Genomic DNA, 21,873 nt, shown 5'->3' with positions numbered 1-21,873 from the left:
GGACCGGCGGCCGGATGGCCCGGGATCCGCCCCAGCCCGCGCAGCACGCCGTACAGCCCGGCCCCGGCCAGCGCCGTCCCGACCACGGCCAGCCCGATCCGGTTGCCCAAGTACGCCCTCACCGCCCGGCCCGCCCGCGTAGTCGCACCACGACCTCGTCACCGCACATCGCGCCCAGCGCCACCAGCCGGTCCCCGACCGCCGCGCCGACCCGGCGGAGCAACCGCCCGTCCCCGTCCGCCCCGGCCACCCCGTCCGCCCCGGGCACCACGACGACCTCCACGTACCGGCGTCCCAGACGCACCCGCGCCCCGGACACCCCCTCCACCGCCAGCGCCGCGTCCCGCAGCGTACGGCGCAGCCCCGCCCGGGTCATCCCGATCACCGCCAGCGGATCACCCGTCTCCAGCGGGACCAGCCGGGTCCGCCCCGGCACCACCGCCAGCACGACCAGCGACGACCCCGCCGCCACCAGGACCAGCCCCGCGCCCAGGACCACCGGATCCGACCAGCTCAGCCCACCGGCCCCGGCCGCGAACCCGGCGTACGACGCCAGCGCGGCGGGCGCCCGGACCAGCAGGGCCACCGTCCCGGCGGCCGCGGCGCACAGCACCACGGAGGACACCAGCGCGGTCACCGCACCCGCCGGGCTCCGGTCCGGCCGCAGCGACCGCACCACCCTGCGGCGGTCCACCTGGCGGACCGGCGCCTCGAGCACGCCCGCCGGACCCACCGGGGTCTCCTGGAGAGTAGTCATCACCCGGCCAGGTCTACGACGGTCCCGCCCCCGGAGGGAGGGCGCGACGCACCCGGGCGCCCGAATCCGGACCCGGCCTTGGCCGGGAAATTACCCGCGCGCGGTTAACGTGAGAACTACTCATGTTATCTGCGCGCGGTTATCCTGCCCTCAACCCCACCCACCGGCCCACGAGGAGAACGATGGACGACCAGCGGCGCTACGACCACGCCACCGCCCACCTCGACCCGCCCCTCGCCATCCTCGACCTCGACGCCCTGACCGCCAACGCCACCGACATGACCCGCCGCGCCGCCGGCAAACCCATCCGCGTCGCCAGCAAATCCCTCCGCTCCCGGCCCGTCCTCGAACACATCCTCACCCTCGACGGATTCAGCGGCGTCATGGCCTTCACCCTCCCCGAAGCCCTCTGGCTCGCCTCCACCGGCATACGCGACATCCTCGTCGGCTACCCCACCACCGACCGCGCCGCCCTCACCCGCCTCGCCACCGACCCGCACGCCGCCCGCGAGATCACCCTCATGGTCGACCGCACCGACCACCTCGACCTCATCGAGACGACCCTCCACGGCCTCGGCGGCCGCAACGAACTCCGCCTCTGCATCGACATCGACGCCGGCTACGTCGCCCTCGGCGGCGGATTCCGCGCCGGCGCCCTCCGCTCCCCCATCCGCGACGCCGACCAGGCCACCGACCTCGCCGCCGACATCGCCAAACGCCCCGGCCTCCGCCTCGCCGGCCTCATGGCCTACGAAGCCCAGATCGCCGGCGTCGGCGACGCCCCACCCGGCAACCCCCTCATGACCCGCGCCATCCGCTGGATGCAGGACCGCTCCCGCCGCGAACTCGCCCTCCGCAGAGCGGCCATCGTCCAGGCCGTCCGCCAGCTCGCCGACCTCGAATTCGTCAACGGCGGCGGCACCGGCAGCCTCGACACCACCACCCGCGAGAAAGCCGTCACCGAACTCACCGCCGGATCCGGCTTCTACCACCCGCGCCTGTTCGACTTCTACCGGGACTTCACCGGCCGCCCCGCCGCCCTCTTCGCCCTGCCCGTCGTCCGCCGCCCCGGCCCCCGCACCGTCACCGTCCTCGGCGGCGGCTACCCCGCCTCCGGCGCCCCCGGCCCCGACCGGCTCCCCCAGCCCTACCTGCCCGCCGGCCTCCGCTACGACCCCCGCGAAGGCGCCGGGGAAGTCCAGACCCCCCTCACCGGACAGGCCGCCGAAGACCTCCGCCCCGGCGACCGCGTCTGGTTCCGCCACGCCAAAGCAGGCGAACTCTGCGAACGCTTCGCCACCCTCCACCTCGTCGAGGGCGACCGCGTCACCGGCCAGGCGCCCACCTACCGCGGCGAAGGCCACACCTTCCTGTGACCCCCGCCTCCCAGGCGGGCCCCCACGACCGGCCGCCCACCGGCACCGGCCGCCGCACCGGGCGGCCACCTCCCCGCACCGGCCGGCATCCCGGCTTCCAGCACGCGCCCACCGGCACCGGCCGCCGCACCGGGCGGCCCCGCGTCACCTGCGGCGCCGCCGCCTCACCAGCACGACCACCGCGCCGACCACCAGCACCGCACCCACACCGACCAGCACCGGAGCCAGCGGCGGCGCCTCCTCCGCCCACAGGTCCTGCGGCTCCTCACCCGGCTTGACCGCACGCGGGGACGCCCCCACCGCGTCACCGATCCTGTCCCCCAGGGAGGCGACGAACTCCTTCGCGTTCGCCTCCATCCTGGCGACGGTCCGCCGCGCGACGTTCCTCGGACGCACCCGGTCCGCGATCTCGTCGACCGTCCGGGCCAGCTCCGCACGCGTGCGCTCGATCCGCCGCTCCAGCTCCGCGGGATCGGTCTCCGCCATGGCTCTCCTCTCATCGCCCTCGACACCGATCAGTCTGTCAGGTCCGGGCTCCTCCGGCACTTCGCGCAGGCCGGTAGGTTGGCCGCCGAGAACCACTCTCCGGAGGAACCGTGACGAAACTCGAACCAGGCGACGCCGCCCCGGACTTCGCCCTCCCGGCCGCCGACGGCACCACCGTCTCCCTGGAGGCCCACCGCGGCAGGCAGGTCATCCTGTACTTCTACCCGGCCGCCATGACCCCCGGCTGCACCAAGCAGGCCTGCGACTTCCGCGACAGCCTGGACTCCCTGGCCGCCGCGGGCTTCGCCGTACTCGGGGTCTCCAAGGACACCCCCGCCAAGCTGGCGAGGTTCGCCGAGCACGACGCCCTGACCTTCCCCCTGCTCTCCGACCCCGGACTGGAGGTGCACAAGGCCTACGGCGCCTACGGCGAGAAGACGATGTACGGCAGGACCACCGTCGGCGTCATCCGCTCCACCTTCGTCATCGACGCCGACGGGAAAATCGCCAAGGCCCTCTACAACGTGAAGGCGACGGGCCACGTCGCCCGCCTCCGCCGCGACCTCGGCCTCGACTGAACACCCGTTTTTCGCCATTTAAGATGATTTATCCATGCCCCAAGAATTGTCACTCCCTTGACCTAGACTTGGGGCATGCCAATCAAATACAAGTACACCCCAGAAATGCTCGCCGAGGCGGCGGCCAACTCCCGCAGCATCGCCGACGTCCTCCGCCACCTCGGCATCAAGTGGACGGGCGGCTCCCACGCCCACATCAGCCGCCGCCTGAAGCACTTCGGCATCGACACCTCCCACTTCCTGGGACAGGCGCACCGCCGGGGCCAGACCTTGCCTCCTCGACGCCGCCCCGATCAGATTCTCGTCGTTCTCCCCGAAGGGAGCCCTCGCCCCAGCCCCAGGCAGCTCCGGAGGTGCCTGATCACCCTCGGGGTGCCACATCGCTGTGCGGGATGTAAGATCGGGCCCGTCTGGCGAGGTCAGCCTCTGACACTGCATGTCGATCACATCAGCGGCGACTGGCTGGACAACAGAAAAGAAAATCTGCGCTTTCTCTGCCCGAACTGCCATTCGCAGACGGACAACTTCGCAGGGAAGGGCAGGGGGTCGTAGTCCAGCGGTAGAGACACACGGTTTAGGTCCGTGCCAGCGCGGGTTCGAATCCCGCCGACCCTACAGAACAATCATCAAATATACATGCGGTGACCTCAATCCGAGGGCCACCAGCGTGACCCTCTCCCCGCAAGACGTCTTTTTCATCGAAGATTCACTTTCCAGCGGAAAATCGAAATCCCGGTCCGCGATCATACGCGAGGCACTCCGCCTTCTCCGAGAGAAGGCTGAGGAAAAAGAACGCGCAACCGCGCTTGAAACGGCGCTTGAGCGTGAGTACGAGATCGCCTTCAGTGAGTGGGACGACAGCGAGAGCGTTGCCTGGGACGACACCACCACCCGGCACGCGGACTCCCTGATCCGCCCGACGGCGACCGGGGATGACGGAACAGGCCGTCATCCCAGACTGCCATCCAGCGGAAACGTCACGGCGTAGAAGGTCCAGGGTCCGGCACGGTGCAGAGGTCGCTCTGGGTGGGGCCGCAGACGTACGGCTGACCGAAGCCGTCGCCGGGGACGCGGCCGTCGGAGCCGCTCTGGGGGTCTCGCCCCTGGTCGGAGCCGTCCGGCCCGTTGTCGGGGCCGTACCAGTCGTTCTGGTCGCCCCAGCCGTCGCGGCTGGGTTCCTGGTCGAGGTCGGCTCTCTGGTCGCGGTCGCCGACGCGTCGCTCGTCCGTGCGGGTGAAGGCGTTTCCGGCGCGGTGGCGGTCGCCGATGGTGTCGAGGACGGTGACGGCTCCGCCGCCGATGAGGGCGCCGATGAGGGCTGCGGCGGTGATCTGGAGGGGTTTGCTCCGGGCGGCGTGGGTGAGGCGGGCGATGCGGCCGGGCCTGGGGTGTTCGGTGGTGGGCGCGGTCGTGCCGGAGGCGGTGGTGGCCCAGCCGGGGGCGGTCCAGCCGGGGCCGCCGGGGGTGTAGGGGCCGCCGTACGCGCCGGGGCCGCCGGGGCCGGTGGGGGGTTGCACGGAGGACGCGGGGTCCGGCGTGGGGGTCTGCGCGGGCAGGCGCCGGGTGTCACCGTCTCGGACCTCCGGATCGCGCGGCGGGTTCTCCTCGCCGCGCGATCCGGGGTTGTTGCGATCCGCCGTCACAGACCACTCTCCCTTTACTCACCCCCTGTGGGGGTGCTCCCGGAAACCATGGTGCCGGAGGGGGCGTAAGCGTCACGTAAGGGGCGGATGGCGTGCGACCTGAGTCGTAGGCGCGTCTCCGTCTTTCGGTGGAAGGGCGCTGATCTGCGGATACGTATGGTTGTGTCATGTTCGGCAGATTGCATGCCTGGGGCGGGCGTCATCCGAGGGTCCTGGACACCCTGTGGCTGGCGCCGTTCCTGCTGTTCGCGGGGTACTTCCTGGTGTCCGTCACCCTGAATCCGGATCTCTATCCGGGCGATGTCCCCCCGGCGGCGCTGTGGGCGCTGGGTGCGGCGCTGGTGGTGCCGTTGTTCTGGCGGCGGCGGTGGCCGGTGCCGGTGTTCGGGGTCGTGGCGCTGGTCTGCTTCGTGCAGTGGCTGGCGGGGGTGGAGGCGACGCCGGTCAATCTGGCGGTGCTGGTGGCGATGTACGCGGTGGCGTCGTACCGGCCGCTGCGGTGGGCGGTGGCGGCGGGTGCGGTGGCCGAGCTGGGGCTGGCGCTGGCGTTCGGGCGGATCACCGAGGAGCCGGATCCGAAGATGTGGGCGAGCACGTCGGTGTTCGTGGTGGCGGTCTGGCTGGCGGGCATCTACGCGAACACGCGCCGTCGTTATCTGGAGAGCCTGGAGGAGCGGGCCGAGCGTGCGGAGCGGGAGCGGGACCAGCGGGCGCGGCTGGCGGCGGCGGAGGAGCGCACGCGCATCGCGCGGGAGCTGCACGACGTGGTGGCGCACAACGTGAGTGTGATGATCGTGCAGGCGGACGGGGCGGGGTACGCGATCGACAGTGATCCGGAGCAGGCTCGGCTGGCGGTGCGAGCGGTCTCGGCGGCGGGGCGGCGGGCGCTGGCGGAGATGCGCCGGATGGTGGGGGTGTTGCGGACGGACGCGGAGGCGGTGGAGGGGGAGTACGCGCCGCAGCCGGGGTTGTCGCAGCTGGATGCCCTGATGGAGCAGGTGCGGTCGTCGGGGTTGCCGGTGGAGGTGCGGGTCTCGGGGGCGGTGCGGGAGTTGCCGGAGGGGGAGCAGCTGGCGGTGTACCGGATCGTGCAGGAGGCGCTGACGAATACGCTCAAGCACGGCGGTCCGGGGAGCAGGGCCGAGGTGGAGCTGGAGTACGGCGTGCGTGAGCTGGTGGTGCGGGTGGCCGATGACGGCCGGGGGGTGGCGGCGCCGGGTGGGCCGGGGGGTCATGGCCTGGTCGGGATGCGTGAGCGGGTGATGGTGTACGGCGGGAGCCTGGAGGCGGGGCCGCGGCCGGGGGGCGGTTTCCGGGTGGTGGTGCGGCTGCCGGTGGGTGAGCTGGGCGGGAGCCGGGCGGCGTGAGGGTGCGGGCCGGGTCCGGGGTGCGGGTCCGCGGTGGTCTCGCCGGGGCGGGCCGGGAGGGGCGGGCGGCGTGATCCGGGTGATGCTGGTCGACGACCAGGAGTTGTTGCGGACGGGGTTCCGGATGGTGCTGGGGGCGCAGCCGGACATCGAGGTGGTGGCGGAGGCGGCCGACGGTCGCGCCGCGGTGGAGGCGCTGCGGGGGACGGGCGGCGCCTCCGGGGTCGGCGGCGGAGTCGGCGGAGTCGGCGGAGTCGGCGGAGTCGGCGGAGTCGGCGGAGTCACGGTGGACGTCGTGCTGATGGACGTGCGGATGCCGGTGATGGACGGGGTGGAGGCGACCCGGTTGATCTGCGCGGCGGAGGGGGGTCCGCGGGTGCTGATCCTGACGACGTTCGATCTGGACGAGTACGTGTTCGCGGCGTTGCGGGCGGGGGCGTCGGGGTTCTTGTTGAAGGACGTGCCGCCGGCGGAGCTGGTGAGCGCGATCCGGGCGGTGCACGGCGGGGACGCGGTGGTGGCGCCGGGTGCGACGCGGCGGTTGCTGGAGCGGTTCGTGGTGCATCTCCCGTCGCCGGGTGGGGCGGATCCGGCCGCGGTGTCGTCGTTGACGGCGCGGGAGCGCGAGGTGCTGGTGCTGGTGGCGCGGGGGTTGTCGAACATGGAGATCGCCGGGCGGCTGGAGCTGGCGGAGGCGACGGTGAAGACGCATCTGGGGCGGGTGCTGGCGAAGCTGGGGTTGCGGGACCGGGCGCAGGCGGTGGTGTTCGCCTACGAGACGGGTTTGATCGTTCCGGGGGCGGCGGGTTAGCCCGCCCGGCGGGCCGGCCCCCGGCTGGTCGGGTCCGGGCGGGCTCGGTCCGGGCGGGCCGGGTTCCGGGCGGGCCGGGTCCGGGGTCGCGGAGCGTCCGTGCGGGAGGGTCGCGGCGAGTCTGAGATTTCTCGGTTTTTTCTTCTCCGGGATGTCGAGAGCGCGGTGCCGGCTCCGACCTGTTGCCGAGAAGACGGTTCGGACCGGTTCCCCGCGGGGGCCGCGACGGAGGAGGGATCGCAGATGAGCAAGGTCGTTGTGGGCATGTCCGTGTCGCTCGACGGGATCGCCGGCGGTGCGAGCGAGGCCGACTGGTGGCCGGTCCACGAGAAGGTCCTCGGCTGGCTGTTCGACCTGAGGAGCTGGCGGGCCGCGCAGGGCATGGAGGGCGGCCGGGACAACGCCGACTCCGAGCTGTGGGCGGAGTCGTACGGGCGGATCGGGGCTCAGGTGATGGGCCGGAACATGTTCGACTTCGGGGTGGAGCACTGGGGGGAGAACCCGCCGTTCCACGCTCCGGTGTTCATCGTGACGCACCGGGAGCGGGAGCGGGTCGTCAAGGAGGGCGGGACCAGCTACACGTTCGTCACCGACGGAATCGAGAGCGCGGTCAAGCAGGCGGTCGAGGCGGCGGACGGCAAGGACGTGCTGATCGCCGGCGGGGTGAGCGTGGCGCAGCAGGCGATCGCGGCGGGGCTGGTGGACGAGCTGGAGCTGCATGTGGCGCCGGTGCTGATCGGCCGTGGTCTGCGGTTGCTGGAGAACCTCGGCGGTGAGTTCGTCCCGCTGGAGAGCACCCGGGTGGTGGGGTCGTCCGGGGTGGTGCACCTGCGGTACTCGGTGGTGCGGTGAGCCGGTGCCCGGGTGGTGGAGCCCGGGCGCCGAGGTGGGTCCCATCGGCCGAATGGCCGATGGGACCTCTACTGCGCGGGTCGCACCGGCCCGTTCCCGGTGCCCCTTCGGCTGAGGGGAAGTCCGTCCGCTGGTCCGATGGATCACGCCTTTCCCGGCAATAGCGTTTTTCCCGGCTTGAACGAACGCACTGATCGCCGAGGAGAGAACGCATGACGATCACCGGAGAGGTGGGCGCGTGGAGCGCGCGGGAGGACAGGGCGCCGGCGGTGGTCGCCCGGGGGCTGACGAAGGTCTACGGCCAGGGGAACGCGGCGGTGCACGCCCTGCGGGGGGTGGACGTCTCCTTCGCGACGGGCGCCTTCACGGCGATCATGGGTCCTTCCGGCTCCGGTAAGTCCACGCTGATGCACTGCCTGGCCGGGCTCGACACGGTCAGCGGCGGGCGGGTGCACATCGGGGACGTGGAGCTGACCGGGTTGAACGACAAGCAGCTGACGCTGCTGCGCCGGGAGCGGATCGGTTTCATCTTCCAGGCGTTCAACCTGCTGCCGACGCTGACCGCGGAGCAGAACATCCGGCTCCCGCTGGAGATCGCGGGCCGCCAGGCCGACCAGGTCCTGTTCGACCGGGTGGTGGAGACGGTGGGGCTGCGCGACCGGCTGGGGCACCGGCCGACGGAGCTGTCGGGCGGCCAGCAGCAGCGGGTGGCGGTGGCCCGGGCGCTGATCAGCAAGCCGCAGGTCATCTTCGCCGACGAGCCGACCGGCAACCTGGACTCGCGCAGCGGGGCGGAGGTGCTGTCGTTCCTGCGGGCGTCGGTGCGGGACCTGGGGCAGACGATCGTGATGGTCACCCATGACCCGGTGGCGGCGTCGTACGCCGACCGGGTGGTGTTCCTGCGTGACGGTTCGCTGGTCAGCGAGCTGGACCGGCCGACTCCGCAGAGTGTGCTGGACACGCTGATGAAGCTGGAGGCGTGAGGTGCTGCGGACGACTCTGGCCGGGTTGCGGGCGCACCGGTTGCGGTTGCTGCTGACGTCCCTGGCGATCGCGCTGGGGGTGGGTTTCATCGCGGGCACGTTCGTGCTCACCGACACGATCCAGGCGGGGTACACGGAGAAGTTCGCCGCGGCGGGCGACAGGATCGACGTCGCGGTCTTCCCCGGCAAGGACGGGGAGGGCCGCCCGGACGAGCGGCCGGTGCTCTCCGACGCGGTGCTGGAGAAGGTGCGCCGGGTGGACGGCCTGGCTGACGCGCAGGGGCTGGTGCGGGGCACGGCCGCGCTGCTCGGCAAGGACGGCAAGGCCGCCGGTGACTTCCCGACGAACGGCGTCTCGATCCCCCGGGGCGCGCTCAACCGCACGGTGATCACCGCCGGTGCGGCGCCGGCCGACGGGCGGCAGGCCGTGCTGGACGACAACACCGCGAAGAAGTACGGCTTCGCGGTGGGCGACACCATCGCGGTGCTGGACTCCGAGGAGGTCCGGCACGAGTTCACGCTGGTGGGCCTGTTCGACGTCGGGCTGGACCAGGAGCTCGCCTACAGCGGCGCGGTGGGGTTCACCACCGAGACGGCCCGGGCGATGACCGGCGCGAAGGGCTTCGGTGAGATCGACGCCCTCGCCGCCGAGGGGACGGGCCAGCAGGAGCTGCGCGACGCGGTCGCCGCCGCTCTCGGGAAGGGCTTCACGGTCAAGACCGGTGAGGACTACGCCGCGGACATGGCGCAGGCCAACGGCGCCGACAACCGGATGATCACTCTGGGGCTGCTGCTGTTCGGTGTGGTGTCGATGTTCGTGGCGGCGCTGGTCATCTACAACACGTTCAACATCCTGGTGGCGCAGCGGACGCGGGAGATGGCGCTGCTGCGCTGCATCGGGGCGACCCGCCGGCAGGTGTTCGGCTCCGTCGTGCTGGAGTCGGCGGTGGTGGGGCTGGTCTCCTCCGTGCTGGGTCTGCTGCTCGGCTACGGCCTGGGGGCGGGGGCGCTGGCCGTGCTGAGGTCGCTGGACGCGCCGCTGCCGTCGTCGGCGGTGTCCCTGGCTCCGCGCACGATCGCGGTGGGGCTGGTCATCGGGTTGGTGGTGACGGTGGGCGCGGCGCTGCTGCCGGCACGCTCGGCGACGCGGGTGGCGCCGATCGCGGCGCTGCGCACGCAGGTGGAGGAGCACACCTTCCGGGCGGGCGTGGTCCGCGTGGTGTTCGCCGCGCTGTTCCTGCTCGCGGGCGGGGGTGTGACGGCGGCGGGGCTGGTCATGGACGCGGGGCAGGCGGCGCTGCTCGCGGTGATGGCCGGCGGGGCGCTGGTGTTCCTGGCGGTGCTGATCCTGGGGCCGGTGCTGGTGCGGCCGCTCAGCGCGTTCGCGGGCTGGCTGCCGGCCAGGCTCTTCGGGGTGGCGGGCAGGCTCGCCACGGACAACTCGCGGCGCAACCCGAAGCGGTCGGCGACCACCACGGTGGCGCTGACGGTGGGGGTGACGCTGATGACGCTGATCGCCGTGCTGACGGGCACCCTGCGGGAGACGTACTCGGCGAAGCTGGACGAGCAGTTCCCGGTGGACTACATGGTCCAGCCGCAGGACTGGGACGCGCAGCTGCCGCGGGCGCTGGCGGAGGACCTGCGGTCGCGGCCGGAGCTGACCTCGGTCCTGGCGCTGCGCGGCACCACGGCGGAGGTCGGCGGGAAGGGCGCGGAGTACGAGGTCGGCACGTTCACCGCGGCGGCGGACTTCCGTCCGGAGCTGGAGTCGGGCTCGCTCGGGGAGCTGAGGCCGGGTACGGCGATGCTGGAGGAGGGTGCGGCGCGGAGCCTGGGCGTCGGGGTCGGCGACCGGGTCCCGGTGGAGACGAAGGAGGCCGGGACCGTCGAGCTGACGGTGGTGGCGCTGTTCGACCGGGAGAGCGCGAGCCTGTCCGAGGTGACCGTGCCGGAGCGGGAGTTCGACCGCTACTTCGGCGCGGTGGGTGACAGCCGGATCATGGTGAACGCGCGGGACGGGGTGGCGCTGGAGCGGGCGCGGGCGGCCGTGGACGCGGCGGCGCAGCCGTACCCGACGGCGAAGGTCGCCAGCTCGACGGACATCCGCGGCGAGTTCGACGAGGCGCTCGACATGATGCTGATGATCATCACGGGTCTGCTGGGCCTGGCGGTGCTCATCTCGCTGCTGGGCATCGCCAACACGCTCTCGCTCTCGGTGCACGAGCGGACCCGCGAGTCGGCGCTGCTGCGGGCGCTGGGCCTGACCCGTCCCCAGTTGCGGCGGATGCTCTCGGTGGAGGCACTGATCCTGGGCCTCATCGGCGCCCTGGTCGGTGTCGTGCTCGGGGTGGTCTACGCGTGGGCGGCGGCGCACACGCTGACCAATGACGTCCACTTCGAGGTGCCGGTCCTGCAGGTGCTGGCGTTCATGGCGCTGTCGGGCCTGGCCGGGGTGGTCGCGGCGGTGCTGCCGGCGCGCCGGGCGGCGCGGGCGTCCATCGTCGGCTCGCTGGCGAGCGGCTGAGCGGGGGTCTCCGGCCGGGGCCGGGTCTGCGCCCCCGGGAGGGCACTACCGGGGGCGGAGGCCCGGCCACTGCTCGGCCACGGTCTCGGGGTTGAGCAGGGGGCGGATGAAGATCTCGCCGGTGGTCCTGTCGATGACGATGCAGCCGGAGCCGACGGTGCCGGGCAGCGTGGCGGGATCCTCCTCCCCCGGCTGCCGGGCCCAGGCGACGTAGCCTTCCTTGAAGGCGTGGATCCTGACCTCCAGGGCGGCGCCGAGCGGGCGCACGCCGTTGAAGTACTCCTCCGCGACGGTCCTGGCCTGGTCGAGGTTCACAGCGCCCGCCCCTCTCCGTCGATCAGCACGCAGAAGACGCCGGTCACCGCGTCGTAGGGCGGTTCGACGGCCATGTGGCCGCGCTGGGCGTCGATCCAGATGACCTCGCCGCCGGAGTTGACGGCGTTCCAGGCGTGGCTGCCGCCGCCCGGCCAGCGGGTGACGAGGAGCGCGGCGGAGCCGTGTCCTCCGTCGAGCAGCCGCTGCGCGATCAGGGTGTAGGCGGCGCGGCCGGCGCCGGCGAGCTGGAAGCGGTGGCCCAGCCAGCGTTCGGCGCGGGCGGTGCCGTCGCTCTCGCCGTCGAGGACGGGTTTGCCGATCCGGTCGTACTCGGGGTGGCGGGCGGCGGCCACGGTCGGCATGCCGTACCAGGTGGCGAGTACCGCGAGCGCGCAGTCGAGGGCGTTGGTCGCGCGGAACGGGTCGTCGGCGGGGCCGGAGGCGTTGATCAGCCGGATCCACATGCCGCGGGGGTCGGGGAAGCGCCGGGGCGCCCCGCGCTCGTCGGCCGGTACGGCCCGCTCGATGTCGGCCTGGGCCTGCGGTTCGGGCCTCGACAGGCCGCCCGCCACGCCGTACGGCCGGCAGCGGTCGAGCCGGGGCGGCCGCCACGGCCGGCGTTCGGGTTCGCGGGGGGCGGCCACGACGACGGAGGCGGCCCCGTCCAGTTCGAAGTCACGCCACCGTTTCCCGTCCGCGGTCACGACCGGGTTGTAGACCCCTGCGGGTACGGACCATCGCGTCACATGCACCCCCTGTCACCCATGTTTCGCAAGCCCCGATCGTAGGGCGGTCACCGGGGCGGCGCGGGGGAGTTGGCCAGATCGGGACCCGGCCGTCCTCTCCGGCGGGGGCACGGGAGGGTGGTGCCCCCGGGGTTTTCGGGGGCACCGGGTCCCGTCCGTTCCCCGGCCGGCCGTGACCGGGAGCGGGCGGGATCCCGGCCGGTCCGTGGCCGGGCTCAGGCGACGGTGACGGTGACGGTGTGCAGGCCGGTGGCGCCGTCGGGGGCCACCGGGGTGCGCTCGGCGGTCTGGGTGTAGCCGGTGGCGTCGGTGGCCCGCACCTCGATGGTGTGCTCTCCCGGGGTGGCGTCCCAGTCGTCGACGACCCACTGGCGCCAGGTGTCGGCCGTGGGGGCCTGGGCCAGCCTCGCCTGCCGCCAGGGCCCGCCGTCGACGCGTATCTCGACCGCGTCGACCCCCTTGTGCTGGGCCCAGGCCACGCCGGCGACCACCGTGCGGCCCGGCGCCAGGCGCGCCCCGGGCCTGGGCAGGTCGATGCGGGACTGCGTCTTGACCGGGCCCTCGGCGGCCCAGCCGCGCGGTGTCCAGTAGGCCTCGTCCCGGTCGAACCGGGTGACCTTGATCTCCGTCACCCATTTGGTCGCCGAGACGTAGCCGTACAGGCCGGGGACGACCATCCGGGCGGGGAAGCCGTGGTCGACGGGGAGTGTCTCGCCGTTCATCGCGACCGCCAGGAGCGCGTCGCGGCCGTCGAGGACGACGCCGGCCGGGGTGCCGCAGGTCCAGCCGTCGGCGGAGACGCTGAGCAGCATGTCGGCGCCGGCGCGCACACCTGCCTCGCGCAGCAGGTCGGCCAGGCGGACGCCGAGCCAGCGGGCGTTGCCGATGTACGGCCCGCCGACCTCGTTGGAGACGCAGCAGAGCGTCACGTCGGCCTCCACCAGGGGCCGCGCCAGCAGGTCCGCGAAGGTCAGCTCGACCTGCCGGTCGACCATGCCGCCGATCCTGAGGGTCCAGCCGCGGGGGTCGACCCGGGGGACGACGAGGGCGGTGTCCACCCGGTAGAAGTCGTGGTTGGGGGTGAAGAACGGCGAGAGCCCCTTGATCCTCAGGTCGCTTCCGGCGGGCACCGGCCGGGCGGGGACCGCCGGGCGGGGCAGCGCCAGTCCGGCGCGGGCCGCGTCCACCTCGGAGCGTCCCGTGAACAGTCGTCCGGCCACCGCCCCGGCTCCGGCCGCGACCGCGCCGCCGAGCGCGGCGGTCAGCAGCCCTCTCCGGTCGAAGGAGCGCGGCTCCTCCCCCGCGCGCATGACAGCCGGGACCTGCACACCGGGCGGCTCGCCCTCCGCGCGCATGGCCGCCGGGGTCTGCACGCCGGGCGGCTCCTCCCCGCCGGTCCCGGTGGGGAGGAGCGCGCGGCGCAGCAGGCGGGACAGCGTGAACACCCCGGCCGCCACCCCGAGCAGCGTGGGCAGGGCGTCGGCCGGTCCCGCGCCGGGACGGGTCAGGACCGCCAGGATGCCGAGGGCGCCGAACCCGCCCAGGAGCGCGGCGCCGTACCGGAGGTCGCGGGCGGCCAGGATCCCGGCGTACGCGGCGGCCGCGGCGAGGACGGCGAGCACCCCCGCGAGCAGGACGGTCTTGTCGTGCTCGCCGAAGGTCCGGATCGCCCAGTCCTTCAGCCAGGCGGGTGTCAGGTCGACGGCGGCGTTCCCGGCCGCCACCACGGGGAAGGCGGAGGCCTTCACCAGGGCGGCGGCGGGCAGGGAGAGCCCGGCCGCCACCGCGCCCGCGACCAGCCCGGCCAGCGCCGCGGCCCAGGAGGGCAGGCGCCCGTTGTTCTCCATGCCCCGACGTTACGCCCGCCGGGCGGCCGGAATTGTCACGCTCCGGTCACGCCGAGGTTGTCACGCTCCGGTCATACGGCCGAGGTTGCACGCTCCGGTCATACGGGGGTCATGCGGGGGCCGTGCGGGCGGACGGTCACGCGACCGGGCGGGCGGACACCGGTGGAGGCGCCGACGGGCCCGGTCACGCCAGGCCGAGCGCCTCGGCCAGGATCGGGACCAGGGCGCGGAAGGCCCGGCCCCGGTGGCTGATCGCGTCCTTCTCCGCAGGCGTCAGCTCCGCGGTCGTGCGGGTCTCGCCCTCCGGCACGAAGACCGGGTCGTAGCCGAAGCCGCCGGTTCCGCGCGGGGCGCGGACGACCACGCCGTGCAGCGCGCCCTCGGCCACCCGTTCCTGCCCCGACGGGAGCGCCAGCGCCGCGGCGCACGCGAAGTGGCCTCCCCGGCGTCCCTCCGGCACGTCGGAGATCTGGGCGAGCAGCAGCTCCAGGTTCGCCCGGTCGTCGCCGTGCCGGCCGGACCAGCGGGCCGAGAAGATGCCCGGCATGCCGTTCAGGGCGTCCACGCAGAGCCCGGAGTCGTCGGCGATCGCGGGCAGGCCGGAGGCTCCGGCGACGGCGTGCGCCTTGAGCAGGGCGTTCTCCGCGAAGGTCAGGCCGGTCTCGGCGACCTCACCGATCTGCGGGAACTCCTCCAGGCCGACGATCTCGACCGGGAGCGCGGCGTCGGCCAGGATGCGGCGGAGTTCGGTGATCTTTCCCGCGTTCCTCGTCGCGAGGACGACCTTCATACGCCCGCTCACGCGCCCTCCTCCACCGGCCGCGCGAGCGGCGCCGCTGCGCCCGTGCTCCGCCCGCTCACGCGAGCGCCTCCTTCTGCAGGCGGGTGAGCTCGGCGCAGCCGGCGGCGCCGAGGTCGAGCAACTGGTCGAGGGCCGCCCGGTCGAACGGCCTGCCCTCGGCGGTGCCCTGCACCTCGACGAACTCTCCGGTCCCGGTCATGACGACGTTCATGTCGGTCTCGGCGGCGACGTCCTCGGTGTAGCAGAGGTCGAGCAGCGGCGTGGATTTCACGACGCCGACCGAGACGGCCGCCACCGAGGCGACCAGCGGGTCGCCCTTGCACATCTTCCGCTCGCGCATCCAGCGCACCGCGTCGACCAGCGCGACGTACGCGCCGGTGATGGCGGCGGTGCGGGTGCCTCCGTCGGCCTGGAGCACGTCGCAGTCGATCATGATCGAGTTCTCGCCCAGGATCTTGTAGTCGACGCAGGCGCGCAGGGAGCGGCCGATCAGGCGGGAGATCTCGTGCGTCCGGCCGCCGATCTTCCCCCGGACCGACTCGCGGTCGTTGCGGGTGTTCGTGGCCCGGGGCAGCATGGCGTACTCGGCCGTCACCCAGCCCTGGCCGCTGCCCTTGCGCCAGCGCGGCACGCTGTCCTGCACGGAGGCGGCGCACAGCACCCTGGTGCCGCCGAACTCGACGAGCACCGAGCCCTCGGCGTGCGCGAGCCAGTTGCGGGTGATGGTCACCGGGCGGAGTTGGTCGGGATTGCGTCCGTCTGCACGAGCCATGGACATCACCCTAGGTCATACACGGCCCCGCTCCGTGCGAGCTCCGTCCGCCCGCCGAAGCCGCCCCGGGAGGCGTCCGAGAGGATCTCGGCCGGGTCGTACCAGGGGACGAGGTGGGTCAGCACCAGGGTGCCCACCCCCGCCTTGGCCGCGTGCTCGGCGGCCTGCCGGCCGGACAGGTGCAGTCCCGGGGGGTTGTCCGGGCGGTCCAGGAAGGAGGCCTCGCACAGGAACACGTCCGCGTCGGCGGCCAGCTTGACCAGTTCGGCGGACTCGCCGGTGTCGGCGGAGTAGGCCACCGAGCGCCCGCCGTACGAGACGCGGAAGCCGAAGGTCTCGACCGGGTGCTCCATGCGCGCGCAGGTCACCTCGAACGGCCCCGCCTCGAAGGTGCCGGGGGTGAGCGCCGTGAAGCCGAAGGCGGTCTCGATGCCGGGCTCGTCGGGCATGCTGTAGGCGGCGGACAGACGGCGGGGCGCGTCCGCGGGCGCGTGGACCGGGACCTTCGGGTGCGGGCCGTCCGGGGAGTAGGTGCGCACCACGTGGTAGGGGCACAGGTCGAGGCAGTGGTCGGCGTGCAGGTGGGACAGGCAGATCGCGTCCACGTCGTACAGGCCGATGTGCCGCTGGAGGGCGCCCAGCGCGCCGTTGCCGAAGTCCAGCACCAGCCGGTAGCCCTCGGCCTCCAGCAGGTAGCAGGACGAGGGGCTGTCCGGCCCGGGGAAGCTCCCCGAGCATCCGACGATCGTCAGTTTCACTGCGGCCTCCTTCTCATCGCGTGGTCATCGCGACGCCGGCGTCGCCGGAGAGCTCGCCCACCGCCGCCGCCTCCACCGCCTCGATCTCCGGTCCGAGGAAGCGCCGGCCCAGCCGGGCGAACAGGCCGGTGTCGCCGGTGGTGAGGAAGCGGTGGCGGGGCGGGGCGCCACCGGCGGCGGCCAGGCCTTGGTCGTGCAGGATCCGGAAGACGTCCTTGGCCGTCTCGTCGGCGCTGGAGACCAGGGTGACGCCGTCCCCGGCGACGTAGGAGATCGCACCGGTCAGCAGCGGATAGTGGGTGCATCCGAGGATGAGCGTGTCGCAGCCGTCGGCGAGGATCGGCTCCAGATAGCCGCGGAGGACCTCGATGAGCTCCTCGCTCATCGTCTCCCCCCGCTCCACGAACTCCACCAGCCGGTGCGCGGCCACCCCGGTCAGGTGGACGTGCGGGGCCGCGGCGAAGGCGTCGTGGTAGGCCATCGACTCGATGGTGGCGCGGGTGGCGATGACTCCGACCCGGCCGTTGCGGGTGGCCCGCACGGCCCGCCGGGTCGCGGGCTGGATGACCTCCACGACCGGCACGTCGTAGCGTTCGCGCGCGTCCCGCAGCACCGCCGCGCTGGCGCTGTTGCAGGCGATGACGAGCATCTTGACCCCATGCTCGACGAGGTGGTCCATCACCTCCAGCGCGTAGGCCCGCACCTGTGCGATCGGCTTGGGCCCGTACGGCTGGCGCGCGGTGTCGGCCACGTAGAGGACCGACTCACCCGGCAGCTGGTCGATGATGGCCCTGGCCACGGTGAGGCCGCCCACCCCGCTGTCGAAGATTCCAATGCTCGTTTGCGACACGGTTCCCAAGGTTAGGCGACCGTCGGCGGGCGCTCACGGTAAGAATCCTCACAGTGTCCCTGGCGTCTCCGGCGTCTCCGGCGTCTCCGGCGTCTCCGGCGTCTCCGGGTCTCCGGCGCGGGCCCGCCGCCGGTCAGCCGCGGCCGACCCGGGCGAGCTGGCGGGACTGGGCGACGAGCCGCCCGGCGGAGTCCCAGACCTCGACGTCCTCGTCGAACCAGCCGTCCCCGATCAGCCTGCCGCTGCCGAGCACGGTGAGCCAGCCGGGGGCGGGCAGGGCGCGCAGGTGCCAGGTGAGGTCCACGGTCGGGGCCCAGCCGCGGGCCCCGGCGGAGAAGACCACCGGCGGCAGCGCGTCCACGGCCAGGGCCAGCACGTAGGGGTCGGGGTCCTGCGGCTCGGCCATCCGGAAGTAGGCGCGGCCCTCGGGCCGGCCGGTGGGCTCGCCGCCGAGCCAGCCGATGGTGGGCGGGTCGAACAGGACCTCCACCTGGGCGTTGAGAGTCATGTTGGACTCGGGCTTGGGGTCGGGCAGTTTGACGCACTGCTCGACCGGCGGCATGGCGGCCGACGGGCCGTCCGTCCAGTCGGGGGCCGCGCCGGTGAGGGTGGCGGTGGTGACGAAGGTGTCGATGAAGGGCCGGTCGTCCTGGACCAGGGTGGCGCGGGTCACCGTCGCGGTGCGGCCGGTCTTGACCTGCTCCAGGTGGACCCGGGCGGGGCCCGGCCGGGCCGCGCGCAGGAAGTGGGCGCTGGTGGTCACCGGGTGCGCGTGCGCGGAGGCGTCCACCGCGGCGCGGAGGATCACCGCCATCAGGTAGCCGCCGTTGAGGGGCCCGCCGATCGAGTAGCCGGGGTCCAGGCACACGTCGTAGGTGGTCTCGTCCACCCGGATCGCCTGCGTCGCCTCGTCGAACTTCGTCATCTTTAGTCCACTACCTCGCTTCACCCGGCGGCGCGGGCGTCCGTGGCGGCGCTCGGCCGCGCCCTCGCTCCTGATGTACGGCCCGGCGTCCCGCGGGACACTCAACCGAACCTTGTTCTAGTGGGCTCACTCTACCAATTCCCGGCGCCCGGCCGCGTCCCCGCCCGCACCGGCTCCGCCCGCACCTTTCACCGCGATCCAGGACAAAGCACCGAATCGACATAGAAGATTATTTTTGGGATCCCCCTCTCCACCGCCTCCCCGCGAGCCCCGTTCCCCGGGCCGGAGGGCGCGGTCCACGGCACGGATCCCCTGGTGAACGGCATATGGCAGGCGATCCACCGTTAGATGCCGCAAAGGCGCCGTTAGTTCAATGCAAGTGATTCGCTAGCAAGATGCACTAGCTTCTACATATCCCCGAAGTCCACCTTGTGAGTAGTGAGCATGTCTGCCAACAACCCCCCCGGTCAGTTCCCCGACCCGGGTCAGAATCCAGACAGGACGATCGCCTACCGTCCTCAGCCCAATGACCAGCCGCACACCCAGGCCTATCCCCAGCCCGGCGGCTACCCCCAGCAGGGCGGCGCCTACCCGCAGCAGGGTCAGCCCACCTACCCGCAGCAGGGCGCGGGAGAGTACCAGCAGACCCCTCCCCCCTACCCGCAGCAGGCCTACGGCCAGCAGCAGGCGTACGGCCAGCAGCCCCCCTACGGCCAGCAGCAGCAGGCGTACGGCCAGCAGCAGTACGGCCAGCAGCCCCCCTACGGCCAGCAGCAGCAGGCGTACGGCCAGCAGCCCCCCTACGGCCAGCAGGGCAACTGGCAGCAGGGCCCCGAGTTCCTCGGCGCCGGGCAGCCGCCCGCCCCGCCGGCGCGCAAGGGCCGCAGGAGCTGGCTGGTCGCGGTGGTCGCCGCACTGGTCGTGGCGCTCCTCGGCGGCGGCGGCTACGCCGCGGTCGGCCTCCTCAGCGGCGGCGGCGCCCAGCCGCACGACGTGCTGCCCGGCAACGCCGTCGGCTACGTCCGCCTCGACCTCGACCCGGCCGCCAACCAGAAGCTGGCGCTGTTCGAGATCGCGCGGAAGTTCACCGTCACCAAGGACTCCTTCACCGGCGACGACCCGCGCAAGGCCATCTTCGACCTGATCAAGAAGGACGGCAACGACCTGCAGAACCTGGACTACGCCGCCGACGTCGAGCCCTGGCTCGGCTCCCGCATCGGCGTGGCCGTGACCGCCCCCGCCAAGGCCGGCGAGAATCCCGGCGTCGTGGTCGCCGTCCAGGTCACCGACCAGGACAAGGCCAAGGCCGGGATCGCCAAGCTCGCCGACGGCGGCGAGTACGGCATCGCCTTCCGCGACGACTACGCGCTGATCTCCGAGAACCAGCAGCAGGCCGACCAGGCCGCCCAGGCGGACCCGCTCTCCAAGAACGAGAACTTCTCCGCCGACCTGTCCGACCTCGGCGAGGACGGCGTCCTGTCCTTCTGGGCGAACCTCGCCGAGATCGCGAAGCTCGCCCCTGAGGCGACCTCCGCCGAGAACGCCGCCACCCTGGAGATGGTGAAGAACGCCCGGTTCGCCGGCGCGCTCCGCTTCGACGGCGACTACGTCGAGATCGCCGGCGTCGTCCGCGGCGTCGACTCCCCCGAGATCAGCGACCCCGAGCCCAACCAGCTCGGCAAGCTCCCGGCCTCCACCGCCGCGGCGATCTCGTTCTCCGGTCTCGGCGAGACCCTCGGCAAGCAGTGGAACGAGGTCATGAAGGCGGCCGGTCAGGGCGCCGGCGGCACCCAGTCCTTCCAGCAGTTCACCGACCAGGCCCAGCAGCAGTACGGGCTGAAGTTCCCCGACGACCTGGTGACCCTCCTCGGCACGAACCTCACCGTGGCCCTGGACGAGAACGGCCTCGACGCCAACGCGCCCAAGATCGGCGCCCGTATCGCCACCGACCCGGCCAAGGCGCAGGAGGTCGTCGGGAAGTTCGAGAAGCTCCTGGCCGACTCCGGCGCCACCGCGCAGCTCGGCAAGGCCACCGGCGACGGCCTCCTCGTGCTGGCCAGCTCCCAGGAGTACGCCGACGCGCTCGCCAAGGACGGCACCCTCGCCGAGAGCGAGGCCTTCCAGCTCGCCGTCCCGAACGCCGAGAGCGCGACCTTCGCCACCTTCGTCGACCTCGACAAGCTCGAGAAGCTCTACCTGCAGAACGTGCAGGGCGACGAGCAGGCGAACCTCAAGGTCCTGCGCGCCGTCGGCATCAGCGGCACGCAGTCCGGCGGTGACGCGGACTTCTCCCTGAGGGTCCTGTTCAACTAGGGGCCGGCGCACGCACACGCGCAAGGGCGGGCGTCCCGATCGGGACGCCCGCCCTTCTCCATGCGCGCGGCAGGTGCGCGGCGTGCGCACGGCAGGTGCGCGGTCGGCCGGGGCTCAGGCCCAGAGCTGGCCCTCCAGGCGCTCCTCGGCCTCGTCCAGGGTGCCCTCGTAGGCGCCGGTGGACAGGTACTTCCAGCCGCCGTCCGCCACCACGAAGACGATGTCCGCCCGCTCGCCCGCCTTGACCGCCTTCGCGGCCATGCCCAGCGCGGCGTGCAGGGCCGCGCCGGTCGACACGCCGGCGAAGATGCCCTCGGCGGCCAGCAGCTCCCGGGTCCTGCGCAGGGCGTCGCCGGAGGAGACGGAGAACCGGGTGGTCAGCACCTCGGGGTCGTACAGCTCCGGGATGAACCCCTCGTCGACGTTGCGCAGGCCGTACACCAGCTCGCCGTAGCGCGGCTCGGCGGCGACGATCTTCACGCCGGGCACGTGCTCACGCAGGAAGCGGCCCACGCCCATCAGCGTGCCCGTGGTCCCGAGGCCCGCGACGAAGTGGGTGACGGACGGCAGGTCCGCGAGGATCTCCGGGCCGGTGGTCTCGTAGTGGGAGCGCCAGTTGGCCGGGTTGCCGTACTGGTAGAGCATCACCCAGGACGGGTTCTCCTCCGCCAGCTTCTTGGCGACCCGGACCGCCTCGTTGGAGCCGCCCGCCGCCGGGGAGGAGATGATCTCCGCTCCCCACATGCGCAGCAGCTGGCGGCGCTCCTCGGAGGTGTTCTCCGGCATCACGCAGATCAGCTTGTAGCCCTTGAGCTTGGCGGACATCGCCAGCGAGATGCCGGTGTTGCCGCTGGTGGGCTCCAGGATCGTGCAGCCGGGGGTGAGCAGCCCGTCCTTCTCGGCCTGCTCGACCATCCAGAGCGCGGGCCGGTCCTTGATCGAACCGGTCGGGTTGCGGTCCTCGAGCTTGGCCCAGATCCGCACGCCCTCCGAGGGCGAGAGCCGGGGCAGCCCGACCAGGGGTGTGCGACCGACCGAGTCGATCAGCGAGTCAAAACGCATGGGTGCCGGTTTCCGCTTCGGGTCAGTGGACGAAAGACGCCGGAACGCACCGCCGGGGCCGCCGGGCCCACCGGGATCATCCGGATCGCCGGGCTCGCCGGGGTCA

22 protein-coding genes and 1 tRNA gene are annotated in these 21,873 nt (G+C 72.8%); 11 read left to right on the top strand and 12 right to left on the bottom strand.

What is annotated here, in order from left to right; all coding sequences use genetic code 11:
• Positions 1-118 precede the first annotated feature (118 nt).
• The gene (locus tag ACFOWE_RS04310; RefSeq protein ID WP_377285510.1) at positions 119-757 is read right to left on the bottom strand and encodes a DUF6286 domain-containing protein; all 639 of its coding nucleotides are present in this window, start codon (positions 755-757) and stop codon (positions 119-121) included.
• A gap of 182 nt (positions 758-939) precedes the next feature.
• Between ACFOWE_RS04310 and ACFOWE_RS04305 the strand changes: the two genes are divergently transcribed.
• Positions 940-2,133 carry an amino acid deaminase/aldolase gene (locus tag ACFOWE_RS04305; protein ID WP_377285509.1) on the top strand — a complete coding sequence of 398 codons (1,194 nt, stop codon included), beginning with the start codon at positions 940-942 and terminating at the stop codon, positions 2,131-2,133.
• 144 nt (positions 2,134-2,277) lie between these two features.
• Here ACFOWE_RS04305 and ACFOWE_RS04300 read toward each other — a convergent pair whose 3' ends face one another.
• Positions 2,278-2,619, bottom strand: coding sequence for a DUF3618 domain-containing protein (locus tag ACFOWE_RS04300; RefSeq protein ID WP_377285507.1), 342 nt, complete (start codon positions 2,617-2,619; stop codon positions 2,278-2,280).
• 110 nt (positions 2,620-2,729) lie between these two features.
• Between ACFOWE_RS04300 and bcp the strand changes: the two genes are divergently transcribed.
• The 4 genes from bcp to ACFOWE_RS04280 all read left to right on the top strand — a co-directional run bounded on the left by bcp (position 2,730) and on the right by ACFOWE_RS04280 (position 4,185).
• Positions 2,730-3,197, top strand: coding sequence for a thioredoxin-dependent thiol peroxidase (bcp, locus tag ACFOWE_RS04295; protein WP_377285506.1), 468 nt, complete (start codon positions 2,730-2,732; stop codon positions 3,195-3,197).
• 75 nt (positions 3,198-3,272) lie between these two features.
• Positions 3,273-3,749, top strand: coding sequence for an HNH endonuclease signature motif containing protein (locus tag ACFOWE_RS04290; protein ID WP_377285504.1), 477 nt, complete (start codon positions 3,273-3,275; stop codon positions 3,747-3,749).
• A tRNA-Leu gene (locus ACFOWE_RS04285) sits at positions 3,740-3,812 on the top strand. The genes ACFOWE_RS04290 and ACFOWE_RS04285 overlap by 10 nt, the downstream gene beginning before the upstream one ends.
• A 52-nt stretch (positions 3,813-3,864) precedes the next feature.
• A complete protein-coding gene (locus tag ACFOWE_RS04280; RefSeq protein WP_377285503.1) occupies positions 3,865-4,185 on the top strand; it encodes a ribbon-helix-helix domain-containing protein in 321 nt (106 codons plus the stop codon).
• Here ACFOWE_RS04280 and ACFOWE_RS04275 read toward each other — a convergent pair.
• Complete coding sequence (locus ACFOWE_RS04275; RefSeq protein ID WP_377285502.1) at positions 4,175-4,840, bottom strand: hypothetical protein; 666 nt, start codon at positions 4,838-4,840, stop codon at positions 4,175-4,177. The two genes, ACFOWE_RS04280 and ACFOWE_RS04275, sit on opposite strands and share 11 nt — an antisense overlap.
• Before the next feature lie 167 nt (positions 4,841-5,007).
• Here ACFOWE_RS04275 and ACFOWE_RS04270 point away from each other — a divergent pair, with 167 nt between their 5' ends.
• The 5 genes from ACFOWE_RS04270 to ACFOWE_RS04250 all read left to right on the top strand — a co-directional run bounded on the left by ACFOWE_RS04270 (position 5,008) and on the right by ACFOWE_RS04250 (position 11,377).
• On the top strand, positions 5,008-6,207 hold the full coding sequence (locus ACFOWE_RS04270) for a sensor histidine kinase (protein ID WP_377285501.1): 1,200 nt from the start codon (positions 5,008-5,010) through the stop codon (positions 6,205-6,207).
• Between the two features lie 70 nt (positions 6,208-6,277).
• A complete protein-coding gene (locus ACFOWE_RS04265; protein ID WP_377285500.1) occupies positions 6,278-7,018 on the top strand; it encodes a response regulator in 741 nt (246 codons plus the stop codon).
• 243 nt (positions 7,019-7,261) lie between these two features.
• Entirely contained in the window at positions 7,262-7,870 is a 609-nt protein-coding gene (locus tag ACFOWE_RS04260; RefSeq protein WP_377285499.1) for a dihydrofolate reductase family protein, read from the top strand.
• 212 nt (positions 7,871-8,082) lie between these two features.
• Positions 8,083-8,853, top strand: a complete 771-nt coding sequence (locus ACFOWE_RS04255; protein ID WP_377285498.1) for an ABC transporter ATP-binding protein — start codon at positions 8,083-8,085, stop codon at positions 8,851-8,853.
• Position 8,854: 1 nt separating this feature from the next.
• Entirely contained in the window at positions 8,855-11,377 is a 2,523-nt protein-coding gene (locus ACFOWE_RS04250; protein ID WP_377285497.1) for an ABC transporter permease, read from the top strand.
• Between the two features lie 45 nt (positions 11,378-11,422).
• On the opposite strand, the gene ACFOWE_RS04245 is transcribed toward ACFOWE_RS04250, so the two are convergent.
• The 8 genes from ACFOWE_RS04245 to ACFOWE_RS04210 form a co-directional block, all read right to left on the bottom strand.
• On the bottom strand, positions 11,423-11,692 hold the full coding sequence (locus tag ACFOWE_RS04245) for a hypothetical protein (protein WP_377285496.1): 270 nt from the start codon (positions 11,690-11,692) through the stop codon (positions 11,423-11,425).
• Positions 11,689-12,438: a toxin glutamine deamidase domain-containing protein gene (locus ACFOWE_RS04240; protein WP_377285495.1), complete on the bottom strand. Its 750-nt coding sequence runs from the start codon at positions 12,436-12,438 to the stop codon at positions 11,689-11,691. The genes ACFOWE_RS04245 and ACFOWE_RS04240 overlap by 4 nt, the downstream gene beginning before the upstream one ends.
• A 215-nt stretch (positions 12,439-12,653) precedes the next feature.
• Positions 12,654-14,285: a molybdopterin-dependent oxidoreductase gene (locus ACFOWE_RS04235; protein ID WP_377285494.1), complete on the bottom strand. Its 1,632-nt coding sequence runs from the start codon at positions 14,283-14,285 to the stop codon at positions 12,654-12,656.
• 184 nt (positions 14,286-14,469) lie between these two features.
• Positions 14,470-15,075, bottom strand: a complete 606-nt coding sequence (gene rdgB, locus ACFOWE_RS04230) for an RdgB/HAM1 family non-canonical purine NTP pyrophosphatase (RefSeq protein ID WP_377285680.1) — start codon at positions 15,073-15,075, stop codon at positions 14,470-14,472.
• 67 nt (positions 15,076-15,142) lie between these two features.
• Positions 15,143-15,859, bottom strand: a complete 717-nt coding sequence (rph, locus tag ACFOWE_RS04225; RefSeq protein ID WP_377285493.1) for a ribonuclease PH — start codon at positions 15,857-15,859, stop codon at positions 15,143-15,145.
• A 5-nt stretch (positions 15,860-15,864) separates the two neighbouring features.
• Positions 15,865-16,617 (bottom strand): MBL fold metallo-hydrolase, encoded by a 753-nt coding sequence (locus ACFOWE_RS04220; protein ID WP_377285492.1) that lies wholly within the window; start codon positions 16,615-16,617, stop codon positions 15,865-15,867.
• Between the two features lie 13 nt (positions 16,618-16,630).
• A complete protein-coding gene (gene murI, locus ACFOWE_RS04215) occupies positions 16,631-17,467 on the bottom strand; it encodes a glutamate racemase (protein ID WP_377285491.1) in 837 nt (278 codons plus the stop codon).
• 133 nt (positions 17,468-17,600) lie between these two features.
• The gene (locus tag ACFOWE_RS04210; RefSeq protein WP_377285489.1) at positions 17,601-18,392 is read right to left on the bottom strand and encodes a thioesterase family protein; all 792 of its coding nucleotides are present in this window, start codon (positions 18,390-18,392) and stop codon (positions 17,601-17,603) included.
• Between the two features lie 444 nt (positions 18,393-18,836).
• Between ACFOWE_RS04210 and ACFOWE_RS04205 the strand changes: the two genes are divergently transcribed.
• Entirely contained in the window at positions 18,837-20,705 is a 1,869-nt protein-coding gene (locus tag ACFOWE_RS04205; protein WP_377285487.1) for a DUF3352 domain-containing protein, read from the top strand.
• Between the two features lie 114 nt (positions 20,706-20,819).
• Here ACFOWE_RS04205 and ACFOWE_RS04200 read toward each other — a convergent pair whose 3' ends face one another.
• The gene (locus ACFOWE_RS04200) at positions 20,820-21,767 is read right to left on the bottom strand and encodes a PLP-dependent cysteine synthase family protein (RefSeq protein ID WP_377285486.1); all 948 of its coding nucleotides are present in this window, start codon (positions 21,765-21,767) and stop codon (positions 20,820-20,822) included.
• Positions 21,768-21,873: the final 106 nt, after the last annotated feature.

The sequence above is a fragment of the Planomonospora corallina genome, from assembly GCF_042650625.1.
In the GTDB taxonomy this organism is placed as follows: domain Bacteria; phylum Actinomycetota; class Actinomycetes; order Streptosporangiales; family Streptosporangiaceae; genus Planomonospora_B; species Planomonospora_B corallina.
The sequence above is the reverse complement of the archived record's forward strand: the minus strand, read 5'-3'. Positions and strand labels throughout refer to the sequence as shown.

Coding starts and splice junctions, on each gene's coding strand:
- ACFOWE_RS04310 (WP_377285510.1), bottom strand. CDS start 757: ATGACTACTCTCCAGGAGACCCCGGTGGGTCCGGCGGGCGTGCTCGAG.
- ACFOWE_RS04305 (WP_377285509.1), top strand. CDS start 940: ATGGACGACCAGCGGCGCTACGACCACGCCACCGCCCACCTCGACCCG.
- ACFOWE_RS04300 (WP_377285507.1), bottom strand. CDS start 2,619: ATGGCGGAGACCGATCCCGCGGAGCTGGAGCGGCGGATCGAGCGCACG.
- ACFOWE_RS04290 (WP_377285504.1), top strand. CDS start 3,273: ATGCCAATCAAATACAAGTACACCCCAGAAATGCTCGCCGAGGCGGCG.
- ACFOWE_RS04270 (WP_377285501.1), top strand. CDS start 5,008: ATGTTCGGCAGATTGCATGCCTGGGGCGGGCGTCATCCGAGGGTCCTG.
- ACFOWE_RS04260 (WP_377285499.1), top strand. CDS start 7,262: ATGAGCAAGGTCGTTGTGGGCATGTCCGTGTCGCTCGACGGGATCGCC.
- ACFOWE_RS04255 (WP_377285498.1), top strand. CDS start 8,083: ATGACGATCACCGGAGAGGTGGGCGCGTGGAGCGCGCGGGAGGACAGG.
- ACFOWE_RS04235 (WP_377285494.1), bottom strand. CDS start 14,285: ATGGAGAACAACGGGCGCCTGCCCTCCTGGGCCGCGGCGCTGGCCGGG.
- rdgB (WP_377285680.1), bottom strand. CDS start 15,075: ATGAAGGTCGTCCTCGCGACGAGGAACGCGGGAAAGATCACCGAACTC.
- rph (WP_377285493.1), bottom strand. CDS start 15,859: ATGGCTCGTGCAGACGGACGCAATCCCGACCAACTCCGCCCGGTGACC.
- ACFOWE_RS04210 (WP_377285489.1), bottom strand. CDS start 18,392: ATGACGAAGTTCGACGAGGCGACGCAGGCGATCCGGGTGGACGAGACC.
- ACFOWE_RS04205 (WP_377285487.1), top strand. CDS start 18,837: ATGTCTGCCAACAACCCCCCCGGTCAGTTCCCCGACCCGGGTCAGAAT.
- ACFOWE_RS04200 (WP_377285486.1), bottom strand. CDS start 21,767: ATGCGTTTTGACTCGCTGATCGACTCGGTCGGTCGCACACCCCTGGTC.